Annotated in this window: 17 protein-coding genes; 12 read left to right on the top strand and 5 right to left on the bottom strand. The window is 55.5% G+C overall.

Going from position 1 to position 16,349, the window contains the following annotated elements; all coding sequences use genetic code 11:
* Nucleotides 1-280 precede the first annotated feature (280 nt).
* Nucleotides 281-502 (top strand): hypothetical protein, encoded by a 222-nt coding sequence (locus NP590_RS02895; RefSeq protein WP_256600700.1) that lies wholly within the window; start codon nt 281-283, stop codon nt 500-502.
* Nucleotides 503-642: 140 nt separating this feature from the next.
* Here NP590_RS02895 and NP590_RS02890 read toward each other — a convergent pair whose 3' ends face one another.
* Nucleotides 643-2,316 carry a formate--tetrahydrofolate ligase gene (locus tag NP590_RS02890; protein WP_256600699.1) on the bottom strand — a complete coding sequence of 558 codons (1,674 nt, stop codon included), beginning with the start codon at nt 2,314-2,316 and terminating at the stop codon, nt 643-645.
* A 109-nt stretch (nt 2,317-2,425) separates the two neighbouring features.
* Nucleotides 2,426-3,103, bottom strand: a complete 678-nt coding sequence (locus NP590_RS02885; protein ID WP_256600698.1) for a glutathione S-transferase — start codon at nt 3,101-3,103, stop codon at nt 2,426-2,428.
* 142 nt (nt 3,104-3,245) lie between these two features.
* On the opposite strand from NP590_RS02885, the gene NP590_RS02880 reads away from it, so the two are divergent.
* The 9 genes from NP590_RS02880 (at nt 3,246) to NP590_RS02840 (ending at nt 10,438) form a co-directional block, all read left to right on the top strand.
* Nucleotides 3,246-3,824 (top strand): nucleotidyltransferase family protein, encoded by a 579-nt coding sequence (locus tag NP590_RS02880; RefSeq protein WP_256600697.1) that lies wholly within the window; start codon nt 3,246-3,248, stop codon nt 3,822-3,824.
* Nucleotides 3,825-3,830: 6 nt separating this feature from the next.
* Nucleotides 3,831-4,685 (top strand): XdhC family protein, encoded by an 855-nt coding sequence (locus NP590_RS02875; RefSeq protein WP_256600696.1) that lies wholly within the window; start codon nt 3,831-3,833, stop codon nt 4,683-4,685.
* Nucleotides 4,686-4,964: 279 nt separating this feature from the next.
* Complete coding sequence (nifB, locus tag NP590_RS02870; RefSeq protein WP_256600695.1) at nt 4,965-6,458, top strand: nitrogenase cofactor biosynthesis protein NifB; 1,494 nt, start codon at nt 4,965-4,967, stop codon at nt 6,456-6,458.
* Between the two features lie 110 nt (nt 6,459-6,568).
* Nucleotides 6,569-6,847 carry a 4Fe-4S dicluster domain-containing protein gene (locus tag NP590_RS02865; RefSeq protein ID WP_256600694.1) on the top strand — a complete coding sequence of 93 codons (279 nt, stop codon included), beginning with the start codon at nt 6,569-6,571 and terminating at the stop codon, nt 6,845-6,847.
* 5 nt (nt 6,848-6,852) lie between these two features.
* Nucleotides 6,853-7,284 (top strand): ArsC/Spx/MgsR family protein, encoded by a 432-nt coding sequence (locus NP590_RS02860; protein ID WP_256600692.1) that lies wholly within the window; start codon nt 6,853-6,855, stop codon nt 7,282-7,284.
* Nucleotides 7,281-8,561, top strand: a complete 1,281-nt coding sequence (locus tag NP590_RS02855) for an FprA family A-type flavoprotein (RefSeq protein WP_256600690.1) — start codon at nt 7,281-7,283, stop codon at nt 8,559-8,561. The genes NP590_RS02860 and NP590_RS02855 overlap by 4 nt, the downstream gene beginning before the upstream one ends.
* 559 nt (nt 8,562-9,120) lie before the next feature.
* Nucleotides 9,121-9,408, top strand: a complete 288-nt coding sequence (locus NP590_RS02850; protein WP_256600689.1) for a 2Fe-2S iron-sulfur cluster-binding protein — start codon at nt 9,121-9,123, stop codon at nt 9,406-9,408.
* 17 nt (nt 9,409-9,425) lie between these two features.
* Nucleotides 9,426-9,776 carry a 2Fe-2S iron-sulfur cluster-binding protein gene (locus NP590_RS02845; protein WP_256600688.1) on the top strand — a complete coding sequence of 117 codons (351 nt, stop codon included), beginning with the start codon at nt 9,426-9,428 and terminating at the stop codon, nt 9,774-9,776.
* 80 nt (nt 9,777-9,856) lie between these two features.
* Complete coding sequence (locus NP590_RS02840; protein ID WP_256600687.1) at nt 9,857-10,438, top strand: nitrogen fixation protein NifQ; 582 nt, start codon at nt 9,857-9,859, stop codon at nt 10,436-10,438.
* Nucleotides 10,439-10,907: 469 nt separating this feature from the next.
* Here NP590_RS02840 and NP590_RS02835 read toward each other — a convergent pair whose 3' ends face one another.
* Entirely contained in the window at nt 10,908-12,194 is a 1,287-nt protein-coding gene (locus NP590_RS02835; RefSeq protein ID WP_256600686.1) for an esterase, read from the bottom strand.
* Between the two features lie 404 nt (nt 12,195-12,598).
* On the opposite strand from NP590_RS02835, the gene NP590_RS02830 reads away from it, so the two are divergent.
* Nucleotides 12,599-13,132, top strand: coding sequence for a DUF1097 domain-containing protein (locus NP590_RS02830; protein WP_256600685.1), 534 nt, complete (start codon nt 12,599-12,601; stop codon nt 13,130-13,132).
* Nucleotides 13,133-13,289: 157 nt separating this feature from the next.
* On the opposite strand, the gene NP590_RS02825 is transcribed toward NP590_RS02830, so the two are convergent.
* A complete protein-coding gene (locus NP590_RS02825; protein WP_256600684.1) occupies nt 13,290-14,138 on the bottom strand; it encodes a hypothetical protein in 849 nt (282 codons plus the stop codon).
* Nucleotides 14,139-14,426: 288 nt separating this feature from the next.
* Between NP590_RS02825 and NP590_RS02820 the strand changes: the two genes are divergently transcribed.
* Nucleotides 14,427-15,536, top strand: a complete 1,110-nt coding sequence (locus tag NP590_RS02820; protein WP_256600683.1) for a S8 family peptidase — start codon at nt 14,427-14,429, stop codon at nt 15,534-15,536.
* A gap of 67 nt (nt 15,537-15,603) precedes the next feature.
* On the opposite strand, the gene NP590_RS02815 is transcribed toward NP590_RS02820, so the two are convergent.
* Complete coding sequence (locus NP590_RS02815) at nt 15,604-16,320, bottom strand: Crp/Fnr family transcriptional regulator (RefSeq protein ID WP_256600682.1); 717 nt, start codon at nt 16,318-16,320, stop codon at nt 15,604-15,606.
* Nucleotides 16,321-16,349: the final 29 nt, after the last annotated feature.

Raw genomic sequence — 16,349 nt, 5'->3', positions numbered from 1 at the left:
GCACAGTCGCGATGATGGCCTTGCGAATCGCGACTGTGCGTCGCTCCTACCATGATTTTCAGAGTATAACTTTATATCCCTCACCCTAGCCCTTTCTCGCGGGAGAGCAACAGAATGGGGAAATCATTTTGGGCGGAATCCTAATCATTGAAAAACGTGTGAAATTGTGATCGCCGTCAGCATGGCGACTCGATGCCAGGTGTTTCTTGCCTTCTTGATCACGGAAATTTTTTTCCAAAAGCACAGAATGTTTCGCATTCTAGCTGTAAGGAGAATAATCATGTTAGAAGATCAAATAGCCAGTCAGAGAGTCGATTTCTTTGAGCAGATTCACCATGAGTTTTTATATTTAAAAGGCTACGGCGCTTATGCTTACATGACACCTCATGAAGTCGACCAGTTATACGAGTCATATTTGGCTCAACAGGTATCCATAGCGGCAGCGATTACACCGCAAACCTCGGTCATCAGTTTTATCCGTTCGTTCATCAAGTCGTTATGACACGATTTCCCGCCGCGCTAATTGCGGCGGGATCATCGGTTTATCCCAAATTCAATCGGGTTTTTCGCCAGTCTTTTTTTAATGCGCTCATTCCGATTCGTCGGATAAAAACTCAAGAATTCTCCAATGCGTGGCAAGGGTTAAAACAAGCCGCTGATCACACCGTCATCGCTGATATCGATGCGTTCCGCCGCCGGGATTTTCGGCAGGCCGGGCATGGTCATCATGTCGCCGGCGATGGCGACTATGAAGCCGGCGCCGTTGGCCAGCCGTACTTCGCTGATCTCCACGTTATGCCCGCTGGGCGCGCCCTTGGCATTGGGGTTGGTCGAGAACGACATCTGGGTTTTGGCCATGCAGATCGGGAAATTGCCGTAATTGGCCTGCAAGGCCTTGATCTCGCTCATCACCTTGGGACTGGCGCTGATGCTGCCGGCACCGTAGAGCTTGGTGGCGATGGCTTCGATCTTGTTCCACAACGGCAGCTCGGAGTCGTAGACAAAGCTGAACTCGGGTTCTCGATTATCGACGATGTTCAATACTTCGCGGGCCAGTTCTTCCGCGCCGGCCCCGCCGTGTGCCCAATGTTTGGCAATCACGCATTTGGCGCCCAGGGCCGCGCATTTTTGCTGCAATAAATTGATCTCGGCAGCGCTGTCGAAGGTGAAGTGGTTGACGCTGACTACGCAGGGCAGGCCGTAGTGATGGGTGATGTTATGAAGATGGCGCTCCAGGTTGGCGAAGCCTTTTTCCAGTGCTTCCAGATTTTCCTGGTTCAGCTCGTCCTTGGCGACGCCGCCGTGGAATTTCAAGGCCCGCACGGTGGCCACCAATACCACCGCCGACGGTTTCAAGCCCGCCATGCGGCATTTGATATCGATGAATTTTTCCGCGCCCAAATCCGCGCCGAAGCCGGCTTCGGTGACCGTGTAATCGGCCAGTTTCAAGGCGGTCTTGGTGGCGGTGACGGTGTTGCAGCCGTGGGCGATGTTGGCGAACGGGCCGCCGTGGATGATGGCCAGATTGTTTTCCAGGGTTTGCACCAGATTCGGTTTGATAGCGTCCTTCAAAATCGCCGCCATTGCGCCGTGCGCGTTCAAGTCGCTGGCATAAACCGGCGTGACTTTGTCGGATTTATAGCCGATGACGATGCGGCCCAGGCGTTCCTTCAAATCGGCGCGGCTGGTGGCCAGACACAAAATCGCCATTACTTCGGAAGCGACCACGATATCGAAACCGTCTTCGCGCAGATAGCCGTTGGCCGGACCGCCCATGCCGACAGTGATCTTGCGCAAGGCCCGGTCGTTCATGTCTATCACCCGCTTCCACTGGATGCGGCGTGGGTCGATATTCAGTGCGTTACCGTGGTTGATGTGGTTGTCTATCAGTGCAGACAACAAATTGTGCGCCACGCCGATGGCGTGAAAGTCGCCGGTAAAATGCAGGTTGATGTCTTCCATTGGCACCACCTGGGCATAACCGCCGCCAGCCGCTCCGCCTTTCACGCCGAAACACGGCCCCAATGACGGCTCGCGCAGGCAGATGATGGTTTTTTTGCCGATACGGTTCAAGGCATCGCCCAAACCGACCGTGGTGGTGGTCTTGCCTTCGCCGGCCGGGGTGGGACTGATGGCGGTGACCAGAATCAGTTTGCCGTCGGTTTTATCGGTCAGACTGTTGACATATTCCAGCGAAATTTTGGCTTTATAGTGACCATAAGGACCGAGGTGTTCGGCGGGAATGCCGAAGGTTTCGCCGGCCAATTCGATAATCGGCCGCATCTTGGCCTGTTGCGCAATTTCAATGTCTGACATGCATGTCTCCAAACGGAAAAGTAAAAAGATAAAAAATTGGATCGCGGTCCGGCTGCGGTCAAAGGCGCGCCGGCGGGGATTTTGGCGCTTATTTTAACGGCTTAGTCCTTTAATTGCTGCGATTTGACGGCGGATTGCCGAACAGTTGCGCGGCGGAATCGGCGGTCCAGGTCAGATACGGGCGCATGATGCCATGGAATAGATCGGAGTCCAGAACCTTGCCCAGCCAACGGTGCAGGGCCGGGTAGTCCGCTTGGGCAAACCAGGCCTGATCGACGGCGGCGAATTGGCGGATGAACGGCGCGATTGCCGCATCGGCGATACTGAAACAGTCGCCGCACAAATGCGCGTTTTGCCGCAAGCGTTGTTCAAGTTCGTATAAAAAGCGTTCGCCGTGTTGCCGGTAATAATCCATGGAGTATTGCGGATAGCGGTCGGCGTATTTGTAGCGGTCCAGATAATATTTGAAGTCGCCGTCATTGCGCTGGATCAGGGCCGGGCCGTCAGCTTGCCGCCATGCGGCAAGCCAATGATCCGGATCGTGAATTTGCAAGGCCCAGTGCATGATATCGAGACTTTCGTCGACGACCCGCCCTGACGGCAATACCAGTACCGGCACGGTGCCTTTCGGCGAAGCCGTCAATAGCGCCGCCGGCTTGCGGCGCAATTCTATTTCCCTTAATTCGACCGTGATTTGGGCGTAAGCAATGGCCAAGCGGGCCCGCATGGCATAAGGGCAGCGGCGGAAGCTGTACAGAACGGGCGGTTCTTGTTGGGCGATGCTCATGGGCTTGGCGATTGTAAAAGCCGTAATTATAAAGGCGATGGCGGCTTGGTCGCAGCTCCAACCTTGCCTGCCAGCCGGACCGGTGATAAGGTGCGGAGCATTTTTCTGGTCGCCGGAAATCCATGCCGATTTCTATTCACTTATGAGCAAAATTACCGGCCTGTTGTTGGCAGCCGGCGCCGGTCGCCGGTTCGGGCAAGACAAGTTGATCCAAGTATTGCCGAACGGCGAGTTGCTGGCTGCGCGCGCCTGCCGCAATCTGGCGGCCGGGGTGGACGCAGTGCTGGCCGTGGTGCGGCCCGGCGCCGGCGAGCTGGCGGCCAGTCTGGCGGCGCACGGCGCCAAGGTGGTGGAGTTTGCCGATGCCGATTTGGGAATGGGCGCCAGCCTGGCGTTTGCCGTGCAAAACAGCCCGGAATCCGACGGCTGGTTGATTGCCCTGGCGGACATGCCCAGCGTCGCGCCGGTGACTGTCTGTCGCTTGGCCGATGCGCTGCGCGCCGGCGCGGCTATCGCGGCACCGCGTTATCTTGGCCGGCGCGGGCATCCGGTCGGATTTGCCGGATGTTTCGCCGCGGAATTGGCTGGATTAAGCGGCGATGACGGGGCCAAAGGCGTAATATCGGCGCATTTGGAACAACTGTATATTATCGACTGCGACGATCCCGGCGTGCTGCGCGATGTCGACAGCCCCGCCGATTTAATTAACCTTGACATATAACAACCCGTGGCGATTTCGAATATCTTGCAGCGGCAACTGGAGTTGCAACAAAGCCGCCAGCCCTATGTGCTGGCCACGGTGGTGGAAATTCTGGGTTCGTCTTCCGCGAAACCGGCCGCCAAGGCGCTGATGGATTGGGCTGGACAGCTTGTTGAAGGCTGGATAGGCGGCGGTTGCGCCCAGGCCATGGTGGCGCAAACAGCCTTGAAATGCCTGCAAAGCGGAGAACCCTGCGTGATTGATATCGACTTGACCGATGAAATTTTCGGCGCCGGCATGCCATGCGGCGGCAGCATGCGCGTGTACGTCGAACCGTTTCTGCCCAGCCCGCAATTGTGGTTGCTGGGGCATGGCCGCATCGTGGAAACCTTGTGTGAGTTCGCCCGGCCCTTGGGCTTTGAGGTGATCGTCAACGATGCGCAAGCCAAACCCGGGCAGTTTCCCGCCGCCAGTCGCCTGATTGACGACGACAGCCGTTATCGGCAATTGCAACCTCGGCCCGGCGATTATGTGCTGGTCGCCACTCATCACAAGGGCGATTACGACGCGCTGACGCAAGCGCTGAATTCGCCGGCCGACTATATCGGCATGATTGCCAGCCGCAAGCGCGCGCAATTGGTGTTACAGCGCTTGCGGTGCGAAGGTTTCGGCGACACTGCGCTGGCCCGCATACGCGCGCCGGCCGGTCTGGATTTGGGCGCCAAACTGCCGGAAGAAATTGCGCTGTCCATCGTCTCTGAAATGACCATGCTGCGTAGGGGTGGGCAAGGCGGTTGTTTGAGCGCCGGGCAGGTGGCGGCCGGGGTGTCGTCGGCTCCCGACGGGATTTCGGTAAGCGGCGAGGGCGATGTATCGCACTAATCCCGTGGATTTAACGGCCCCTTGGGCCTTATGCCTCTTCAATCGAGCGCGGGAGCCGGTGCCCGGGCATTCTTGATGCGTGCCTTGTTCCGGCGGAATTTGGTTTAGGTCAATCGTTACATCGCAACTGTTTCATGTCGAGTGCTTTGTTGGATAGGCGACAAGGCACAATAGGATTTTTTGTAAAAAAACCTTTTAAATTCAACGTCATAATAAATAAAAATCAATTGGTATAGTCTGTGCTATGTCTCCTTGTAACCAACAAGCGAGGTGACTATCATGGAATTGCCAGTATTAAACGAAACTCCGGCAGCAAGCGCAGGCGGCTGCTCTTCCCACTCTTGCGGTACCAGTGACGACCAACTGGGCCATCTGTCCGACGAAATCCGCGCCAAGGTGGAAAATCATCCGTGTTATTCGGAAGACGCCCATCATTATTTCGCCCGCATGCATGTCGCGGTTGCCCCGGCTTGCAATATCCAATGCCATTACTGTAACCGCAAATACGATTGCGCCAACGAATCCAGGCCGGGCGTGGTTTCCGAATTATTGACTCCCGATCAGGCCGTGAAGAAAACCATGGCGGTGGCGGCCAATATTCCGCAAATGACCGTGTTGGGTATCGCCGGCCCCGGCGATCCGCTGGCCAATCCGGAGCGTACTTTCGAAACCTTCCGCCGCCTCAGCGACGAAGCGCCGGATATCAAACTCTGCGTCTCCACCAACGGTCTGGCCCTGCCGGATTCGGTCGAGGAATTGTCCAAGCACAATATCGACCACGTCACCATCACCATCAACTGCCTGGATCCCGAAGTGGGTGCCAAGATTTATCCCTGGATATTCTGGGAGAACAAGCGCATCCACGGTATCGAGGGCGCGCGGATTCTGATCGAACAGCAGCAAAAAGGTCTGGAAATGCTGGTGGCCAAGGGCATCTTGGTTAAGGTTAACTCGGTGATGATTCCCGGCGTCAACGATCAACATTTGGCCGAAGTCAGCAAAACCGTCAAAGCCAAGGGCGCTTTCCTGCACAACGTGATGCCGTTGATTGCCGAAGCCGAACACGGCACGTTCTACGGCGTGATGGGCCAACGCGGGCCGACTCAGGACGAACTGATGGATTTGCAGGACGCCTGCTCCGGCGACATGAACATGATGCGTCATTGTCGGCAATGCCGCGCCGACGCGGTCGGTTTGCTAGGCGAAGACCGCGGCGACGAGTTTACTCTGGACAAGATCGAGGACATGGAAATCGATTATCAGGCGGCGATGGAAAAACGCAAAGTCATCCACGAAGCCATAGCCGAGGAAATGCACAGCAAGCGCGCCGCCAAGGAAGAAGCCGCCGCCAAGCACGCCGCCGGTAAAAAACTGAACACCCGGCCGGTACTGATGGCGATTGCCACCAGCGGTCAGGGTGTGATCAACCAGCATTTCGGCCACGCCAAGGAATTTTTGATCTACGAAGCCTCGCCCGACGGCGTCCGCTTCATGAGCCACCGCAAAACCGATTTGTATTGCAGCGGCGACGATACCTGCGGCGACGGCGAAAGCGTATTGCAACGCACTATCCGGGCCCTGGAAGGTTGCGAAGCGGTATTGTGCTCGAAAATCGGTTACGAGCCTTGGGATATGCTGGAGCAAGCCGGCATTATCCCCAACGGCGAGCATGCGATGGAGCCGATCGAAGATGCCGTCATGGCGGTTTACAAGGAAATGGCGGCGGCCGGCAAACTGGACGAGGTGAAAGACGACCAACGCGCCACCGCGTAAACCGATAGACAGCCAGGCCGGAAACGCTAGCGCTCATTCCGGCCTGGCTTGCCATATCAGGGCATCGCCGACGGGCATCCCAAACCACGAAACATGAAGGATGAATCATTATGGCCTTAAAAATTATCGATACCTGTGTCAATTGCTATGCCTGCGAACCCCTGTGTCCCAGCAAAGCGATATATAAAGCCGAGGCATATTTTCTGATCAATCCGAAAAAATGCACCGAATGCGTGGGCGATTTCGACGTGCCGCAATGCGCCAGCATCTGCCCGATTGAGGGTGCGATTCTGGATGCGCAAGGTCTGGCCATCAATCCACCCGGCTCCTTGACCGGTATTCCACCGGAAAAAATGGCCGAAGCGATGGCGGAACTGCAAGCGCACTGACGGCCATGGCCATCATCCATTTCTACGAAAAGCCGGGTTGTTTCAACAATACCCGGCAAAAACAGCTATTGGTGTCGGCCGGCCACCTTTTGATCGTGCACGATATGTTGCAATATCCCTGGGTGGACAATAGGCAACGCCTGCGTTCGTTTTTCGCCGATCTGCCGGTAGCGCAATGGTTCAATCCCAGCGCGCCGGCCATCAAAAGCGGTGAAATCGATCCCGCCGGCGCAACCGAATCCCAGGCCATCGACTGGATGGTAGCCAATCCGATACTGATTCGGCGGCCGCTGCTGGAAGTGGATGGCAGAAGGCGCGCGGGTTTCGATGCCGACAACATCGATGCCTGGATAGGTTTGGCGGAAGCGAAACCTGATACCGCAATCGATTTGGAAACCTGCCCAAAACTGCATCGGGCCAAGGCTTGCCAGCCATGAACGCCGTAACGCTGGAAGCGGCCGACGGCACGCCTCAAGCCGTGGCTTTATCGGAGCGGGTGCATTGGATCGGGGCGCTGGATCCCAATCTGAGAACCTTCGACATCATTCTGAAAACCGCCAACGGTACCAGTTATAACGCCTATATCATTCGCGGCAGCGAGGGCGTGGCAATTATCGATACCGTCAAGGAAGGCTTTGCCGACGATTTTTTTGCTCGACTGGAAAGCGTGGCGGCCTATGCGGAAATCAAGGTCATTGTTCTGAATCACCTGGAGCCCGATCACACCGGCGCCTTGCCGGAATTGATGCGGCGGGCTCCGCAAGCCCAGCTGTTCATTTCGCAAAAAGCCCAATCCATGCTGAAGGGCCTGCTCAAGCAGGATGAATTGAGCTTCACCCCGGTGGTGACCGGCGACTCGGTGTCCTTGGGCGACCGCAGCCTGCGTTTCCTACACACTCCCTACCTGCATTGGCCGGATACCCAGTGCACCTACGCGCCGGAAGAAGCCATGCTGTTTTCCGGCGACGTGTTCGGCTGCCACTTTTGCGATAACCGTCTGTACAACGACCAGGTCGGCGACTTCCGCTTTTCCTTCGAATATTACTACGCTCACATCATGCGTCCGTTCAAGGAATACGTGGTGCACGCGCTGGAATTGATAGAACCTCTGCCGTTGAAACTGATTGCGCCCACCCACGGCCCGATTCTGCGCGATCGGCCGCAACGCTATATCCAGCGTTATCGGCAACTGTCCAGCCCGGCCCTGCAAAGCGAAATCAGCGACCATCAAAAAACCTTGGTGATTTTTTACATCAGTTCCTATGGCAATACCCGGCGCATGGCGGAAGCGATTTATCAAGGCGCGATGCAGGTTGCGCAGGTAAGGGTATCGCTGTACGACCTGGAAGGCGGCGAAGTAGCGCCCTTCGTGGATTTGATCGAGGAAACCGACGGCCTGATTCTGGGCACGCCCACCATCAACGGCGATGCGGTCAAGCCGATCTGGGACTTGTTGTCCTCGCTGACGGTGGTGAATCTGAAAGGCAAGCTGGGCGGCGTGTTCGGTTCCTACGGCTGGACCGGCGAAGGCGTGCGTCTGGTGGAAGACAGGTTGCGCGGCTTGAAACTGCGGGTGCCGATTCCCGGTTTGCGGGTGAAATTGATCCCGACCGACGATGAAATCATCGAATGCAAGGCCTTCGGCCTGGAACTGGCCCAGGAGTTGATGGGTACGCGCGAAGCCAAGGTGATCAATTTCGCCGATTTGACCTGAGGCGTTCCGCTCAGGAAATGCCAAGCGCCGGCCGGCGGCTTTAAATCCAACGCGCGTGAAACGCCGCATCGCCGCGAAATATGTGAGTAAGGAACGCGCGCTCGAAATGACTTTAACAAGGCCATTCCCTCTCCCTGCGGGAGAGGGAATGGGTGAGGGGTATTCAAATGCCGAAGTTATAAGGTTTGCATTCCTAACGCTCATAAGCCTGGCAAAGGCCCCGGCAAATTAAAGGCCGTCTCATGGGAGCGGTGCACCGTCGCCATGATGGCCTTGCAAATGGCGACTGTGCGGAGCTCCCGGCACGACTTTCAGATTAAGGCCGCTTGAAGTGCGTTAGCCGCCGGCCATGCAGCGTTGAGTTGCAGTTTCGAGGCGAGGCGTTCGGCGGCGAAAACCCATGCGTTTGCCACTGGCAAACACCCTCGTCGCAAGGAAGCGGCGGGCGCATCGTTGCCGCAAGGCAATGAAAAATCGGGAATCGAAAGGTTCCAACACGGAAATGCGTCGGATTAGGCGGTTTCCTGGATTTATTTTTTACCATTATGGAGTGTCAACAATGGCCAAAGCGACCATTACTTTTGAAGATATTAATGTCACCGTCACCGTGCCGGCCGGAACCCGGATTATCGAAGTGTCCGAGAAAGTCGGCTCGGCGATTACCTACGGTTGCCGCGAAGGTGACTGCGGAACCTGCCTGATGAAAGTCACCGAGGGTTGGAACAACCTCAGCGAACCATCGGTGCTGGAAGACAAAATCTTGCGGGAAAACATGGCCGGCAAACACAATAGACTGGCGTGCCAGGCTCAGGTGTTGGGCGGCAAACTTTCCGTCAAACCCGTTTAATAAACCGAGGACTCATTATGGCTTTAGTAACATTTACCAGCCCGGAATATCGCGATAAAACCGTCTACGCCGTGGCCGGCAGCCACACGCAAACGGTTTTGAAGCTGGCGCTGGAAAACAAAATTCCCATCAATTTCGAATGCGAAGACGGCGAATGCGGCACCTGTGTAGTTAAGGTTTCCAGCATCGACAACAAATTGCAGCGCATGGGTGGTCCATTAACCGAGAAGGAAAAAACCGTTCTGAAACAATTGGGCAAGATAACCCAGGCGGAATTGGAACAAATGATCGTGGATGACCTGCCGTCCGAGTGGCGTCTGGCTTGTCAAATGATCGTGCGCGACGAAGATATACGCGTCGAGTATTAATTCTTTCAGCATGTCTCGCTGGCCTTGCAGCATACCCATGCGTAACCGGTGCGACATGTCTGACCAGCGAGGGCGCGGCCATGCAAGCTCAAGTCAAATTATCTCCGGCACTTACCCGTCAACAACATTATGACGATTTGCTGGCATCCAGCGATGGTTCGGCCAATAGCGTCTGGCTGGCGCAAATCATTGCCAGTTGGCTGGTGGGCGAGGGGGTCTTGCCCGACAGGCTGGGCTTGAATGCCGACCAATTCCTGCAATTGTTGGACCAACGTTTTACCGGCCATGAATTAAGCGAGTGTGCGCCTTCCGGGAGGAACACGGATTTTAGCCGCATGCTGGAAAAGCAGGATCTGGAACAATTGCTGCGGCAATTTTCCGCGGCCGAGTGCGCCGAAACCGAATGGCTGATTGCCATCATCGTGGCCGCGTGTTTGGGCAGCGATCATCTCTGGCAGGATCTGGGTCTGTGGAGCCGGCCGGAACTGACCGCCCTGTTAAAGCACAACTTCCCAGGTCTGGCGGAACGTAACCACAAGGATATGAAGTGGAAGAAATTTTTATACAAACAACTCTGCGAAGCCGAAGGCCTTTATGTCTGCCGCGCGCCGTCCTGCGAAGTATGCCAGGATTACCCTCGGTGTTTCGGGCCGGAGGAATAATCCGACGGCCGTTTTAAGGCTCGGCCCGACCATCCGCGCACTATTTGTACAAGCGGTTTTCGATGCCAAAAAAATTGGCAAAAATGCTTTAACCAAGCTGCGTTTTCAGGTAAATTGCACCGCTCTGCAAGTTCCCGGTTGTTGTTGGTTTTTGTGGAATTAGCGGTGCGACAAATTGTCGCGGTTTTTCTGGACAAAGGCGTTTTTTTAAAATACACTACGCCCACCTTGAAAAAAGGTAGAGGTTCTTGAAAGAAGATTTCTTTCGAGATGAGGAGGAAGGAAAGCGACCGGCTATCCGGTATAGCAATAATAATAAGCGCTGGCTATTAACCCGTCATACCTTTGGCGGGCGTCCACCCAAAACATAAAAATAAAAACGGACGAAAGCCCACCAAGCGGTGGGCTTTTTTATGCGCGCAATCTTTCGGTGTTGCCGGGTTTTGCGCCGCCCCAAGGTCACCACGCATCAATCGTCCGTGGAAAGACTTATCAACAGTCGAATGAATTCCATGACCTTTTCGTTAAACACGTCGTTATGATCGGCGATGATGCTTTCGTCGACCCGAATATTCAGATAGGGATTGCGCGGACTGGTTTTGTTCAGGTGCGTCAGCACGGTTGAGCCGTATTGGGTGCTTCCGCCCGGGGTTTGGGTGCTCCACAGGTGTTTCATGTTTTCATAGCTGGCCCGTTGCAAGTTTTGCGCGTCGGCCACCGGCGTTAAGGCGTGGCTGATCAAGGGCGGGTAATGGCCTACCGTGGCGCGGTCGGCCTTGCCTTCATCCAGCGACAGCGGCAGATTGCAATCGTTGCGTTCGATATCGCCGTGGGTTTCGAATACGGTTGAGAATATGCGGCCCAGCGGAAACAGGATGCCGGTAGCGTCGTCGGCTTCCGAAGTCAAAATCGCCAAGCGCGGCAATTGGTCCGGAAAGTAACTGCAACGCGCCTGGGCCAAGTCGTAGAACGGCGCATAGCGCAGCGCTTCGAAGGCCGGATTCAGCAGCACCACCAGATCGCCGAAACCCTTGGCGCTATCGGTATAACTTTTGTTTTCCCGGCTGTCGACGAAACGGCTGGCCAGAATTTGCGAAGTGGCGCTGAAGACAACCGCGCCGCCGAAACTGTGGCCTATCACCACCAGCCGGCTTTTAATGGGCGGCGTCATGGAATTACGCACGTTGGCGATTTCCTCCAGTTTGACCAGCAACTCGGTAATGCCGAGGTAGCCCACATCTTGCGCCGTGCTTTTGCGGTCCCAGAAGGTCAGGTAATTGAACGGCGCCAGATCGATAGATTCGCCGCGCCAGCCGACATAAACCCCGGCGATTTTACGCGGCGGACGGCCCAACTCCTTACTGCGTTGACTTTCCACTTGGCTGATTCTAGCCAGATTTTCCTTGAAACTTTCGATATTGGAGTCGCCAGGGCGGGCATTGTGGTGCCAGCCATGCACGAAGACCGTCAACAGAATGCTCTCCTTGGCGGCTTTTTGGTAGAGCGTATCCAGTAGGGCCTGCATTTGTTTACGGTCGCGCATTTGGCCCTGGTCGTCGATTTCGACAAATCCGAGCGTGTATTCATTGGCGGCCCCGTCGTTATAAAGATGTAGCGAGTTTTGCTCGCAGGGATTGCCGGGTGTAACGCTGCAAAGCGTGTAATCGCCGCGGTAGATTTCGTTGGAAGCGCAACCGCTCAGCAAGCCGGCGGCAAGGCTAAAAGCCGGCCATGATATTGCCCTGAATAGTGACATGAAACTCTCCTTGGCATGCAAATGCCCGATATTGAATGGAAAAATTGCTCAAACCGCCGGTCGTCCACTGTTGTTTGTCTGAGGCGTTCCACATCGGATAGATATTTCGGTGGGCTGGAGTCGGCGGCTTCGTGTAAAAACTATAGTATAGATACGCAATAGGACTTGACGAACGCGCCCGCGCGGCGCTGAATGTGCACAGGATTCGTTCCCCGCCAAGCCTCGGCCAGCCGGGGTTTATCGGCGAGATGGAAATCGGCCGGCCGGAATATTATCTGGTAACATCCGGGTTCGGTCGGATTTGCTTGGCGGGTCCGGCCGGCAAACGGCTGGGTTTGTTCGGGTCGCCTCAACGTAAAATCCAGCGGCCAAATTTTAATGAGGTAATTTAGGAGACGAGTTCCATGGATAAATTGACAGCACTTTCCACCAGCATTGCCCTGCTTGCCGGCGTCATGGCGTTTTTTGCCGTGGGTCCAGCCAGCGGTCTGTTTTTGATTTGGGTTTCAACCATTGCCTGGGCGGCATTTTTCCTGCTGGGCGCCGACAAGGCAGCCCTGACCAATATATTGGTTTGCGGTAGCTTTGGCGCGCTGATGGGTTGGATTGGAGCCTTGATCATCGCCAATATCGCGCCGGATACCGCCTTGGGCGTGCCTTTGATGGCGGCCTTGGCTGTGATTGAGACTGTCTGGGTGATGTGCATGGCGGCGCATTTTCCGAGGTTTGCGGCGATTCCGGCCAGTGTTTTGGGCTATTCCTGTGTGTTTGGCTATTTGTTGCAAACGCCGGATACCTTGGCGCACGACGTGTTGTTGGGGATATCTCCGGGTAATCCCCTGGTATTGGTTTGCATCTCCATTGCCCTGGGCGCTTATTTTGGGGTGTGGTCGGCACAATTCGCCGCCAAGTTGGAAACGGTCAAAATCAAAAAATAGCGCTCCCGGTTATCGGTAAAAACCTGTCATGCCGGGCCGAAACAGCGGGTGCGGCATTGAGAAGCCTGGAGATTCAGTGGGCGCGACCATTCGAATTGAATAGCGTCCGCCGATTCGGCCCGGTCGGAGTACCGCGCTCCGACCAGGCTACTTTTCATCAGCCAGGCAGACGGAAAGCTCGCGAGCGGCGAAATTGATTGGAAAACACGCCTAGCAGGCCGGACAGCATCAGCCAAACGGCGCCGGGTAAGGGTACGTAGTAACCGTTCCCGGATAAATTGTAGACATAGTAGGGTGCGTCGGCATAGTCGCCGAAAATCAAATCGTCGAAGCTCAGCGCCCAATTGTCGCCTTTCAGGCTGGTATTCAGGTTATTACCGCAACAATTCAAGCCCTGCCCTATATCGATATAACTGATCTCGGTGCCGCTTTTGAAGGCATTGGTAAAATAGTTCGTTTGATAGTAGCTGTAGTTTCCCAGATAGTTGTTGGAACTGCTGCCGATCAAGGAGCCGTTGACGTCATAAGCCTGGAAGTTCAGATATTGGTAATTCGAGGTACTGCCGTTGCTGTAGGAAATGCCGAAATAACCGATAGGATCGTCGAAACTGATGCGCCAAAAGTTACTGGAAGCAGCCGATTGACTATTGAACGCCAAAAAGTTATCGCCGCTCCTGGCGTTGTTACCGAAGTTCGCGCCTTCGTTCAGTATCGCACCCATGCCGCTGGCACTGGGGTTTATCACGTTGACGGATTGAGTGCTTTCAATGCCGTCGCGGGTAACTAGACTGGTTTGGGCTGTGCGGCTCAGCGCGGAGAAGCTGACGCCTTTACCGGCATATAAATCGGTTAACGGCGTGGCCGCCGAAAACAGGCTTGGGGCGTTAATGGGGTTGCCCGCTGAGTCGGTGTCGAAATTGATGGTTTGAACGGCCGCATGGGCATTTGAGAAGGCGGCCAGCGCTAGTGAACTTAAGATTAGGCAGGTTTGGTCAGTGGTTTTCATGTCTGAATCTCCTTATATCGCTCGCAATACGGTGGGGTGGGGGGCGTGAATTGGAAGCGTTTTGCGTTTCCGGTTACTAAAGTAGCAAACGGATTTTTTCGGCACATGACCGATGTCAATTCAAAACGCGAAAGTTCAGTCGCCTGGGGAGTGATTGGGAGAAACTGCCGTGTTTCGGATGACAAGGGTTTTCCGTTCGTCCCGTTTGACTTGGGACGAACGATTCTGCGCCGGCGGCCATTGCGGCAAAGGATTTTTGGCGGAGCTTAAATTGCGGAAGGCGGGGTTTTGTTACGGGGGGGCCCGGAGACCATAGTTATCAAGTCGCCGAAGAAAAACCGCTGGCTGGTGGTGGCTTTTGTCGATAAAACCATCAATCGCTCACTGGCCGGCAATGCCCTGGATGGCTACCGGGTTCGCGGTCGATACGGTAACTCCGGTTGGAGCGAGCGCGCGGCGGAACAATTGGCGGATCGGCATCGCCTGCAACTGATCGCCCAGTGGCCGGTGACCGAACTCTGCGTCAGCTGCGTGGTGTATGAAGTTCCCGTGCGCTATCCGCTGCAACAGGTGATGTCCAGATTACGGGAAGATGACCAGGTTGCCCTGGTACAACGCATGCAAACCTTCGAGACGCGGGCGGAGTCGGCCATCGGGCCCGCTGGCGATCCTTATTTGTCCTTGCAGTCGGGTTTCAAGGCGCTTGGGATAAGCGAGCTGCATAAAGCGGTTACCGGCAGGGGCATACGCGTGGCGTTGCTCGACAGCGGGGTCGATCTCGATCACCCTGATTTGCAAGGCCAGATCACACATTTCGAGAATGTGGCGCCGGAACCCGCCGATCATGATCTGGCGGATGTTCACGGCACCGCCGTTGCCGGGATTATCTCGGCGCGCTGCAATAGCTTTACATTGGCGGTTGCGCTCAATCGGGCCATGCGCATGCATAGCCACATTATCAATCTGAGCTTGGCCGGTCCGGAAGATCCCTTGGTGCGGCAGTTGATAACGGCCGCACTGGCAAAAGACATCATTATCGTCGCGGCCCTGCCGGCCAGGGGGCGGGCGGATGGCTTTCCGGCGAATGTCTCGGGCGTTTTGGCTGTCGGCAGGGGCGACGAAACCGACAGGGCTGAAATTATCGCGCCCGGCCTGGATATTCTGACCACGGTGCCGCATGAAGCCTACGATTTCATGACCGGCAGTTCCTTTGCAAGCCCGCGTGTCGCGGGTCTGGCGGCGCTGTTGCTACAGCGGAATCCGAACTGGCGCGCGGCGGATATCAAGTCGCTATTGGCCGGCGACTTGAATTCGGTTTTCGCTCGGTTATTGACGTTACGGCCGCGGATGCCCAGGCCGCCCCTCGGCCTTAGTGGCCGGTGTCGCTGTATCAAATGAAATTTGCGGCTCGGGCGGACGGCAGAGCAATCTTTCGCTGAATTGAAGTCTTGCATTTCGCGACTTTTTAAACGGCTTGTCTTACAAAGGCAGTAAGTTGCTCGAGGTCGTTGATTTGGATGTTTTGCTTTTTGGCCAAAATAAGCCCGTGCTTTTGGTATTTGGATAACACCCTGCTGACGGTCTCCGGCGCCAATCCCAGGTAATTGGCCATATCGGCGCGGGACATGGGTAAATGCAATAACACCGGCTGTTTGCGGCTAAGGCCTAGCCGGACTATCAGCTCAAGCAAGAAGTCGCCCAGGCGTTTGCTGGCGATGCATTGATGACTGCTCAACAGCGTTTCATGCCGGTGCTTGATCTCGGCGTCGCATCGTTTCAGTATGTCGCTGAGTAAATTAGGCAGTTTTTCGCAATGTGTCCTGATAAAGCCGATGGGAAAAGCGCAGATCACCGACTTTTCAAGGGTTACGGCGGAGGCGGAATGCTGGCCGTGATTCAATACCGCCAGCCCTATTAAATCGCCCGGGAAGTAAAAGTTAATAATCTGTTGGTCGCCCTGTTCGTTGTTGTAGGCGATTTTGACGGAACCGGATTTTACGAAGAACAGATTTTTTACCCCGTCGCCCTGATGATAAATATAGCGGCCCTTCGGCAGTATGGTGTTTTGAATCGGAATGGGTGGGATGGACGGCTGGCCGATCAGTTCGTCCGCCAGACAATGCTTTGCTTTTGCGCAGTCGCGGCAGCGATGTGGAGCGAGAGTGTGTCCCGTTTGCGGCATTGCACGACCTCCCGGAGCGGTGGACGGAC

Source organism: Methylomonas subterranea, from assembly GCF_024505185.1.
Taxonomy (GTDB): Bacteria; Pseudomonadota; Gammaproteobacteria; order Methylococcales; family Methylomonadaceae; genus Methylomonas; species Methylomonas subterranea.
The sequence above is the reverse complement of the archived record's forward strand: the minus strand, read 5'-3'. Positions and strand labels throughout refer to the sequence as shown.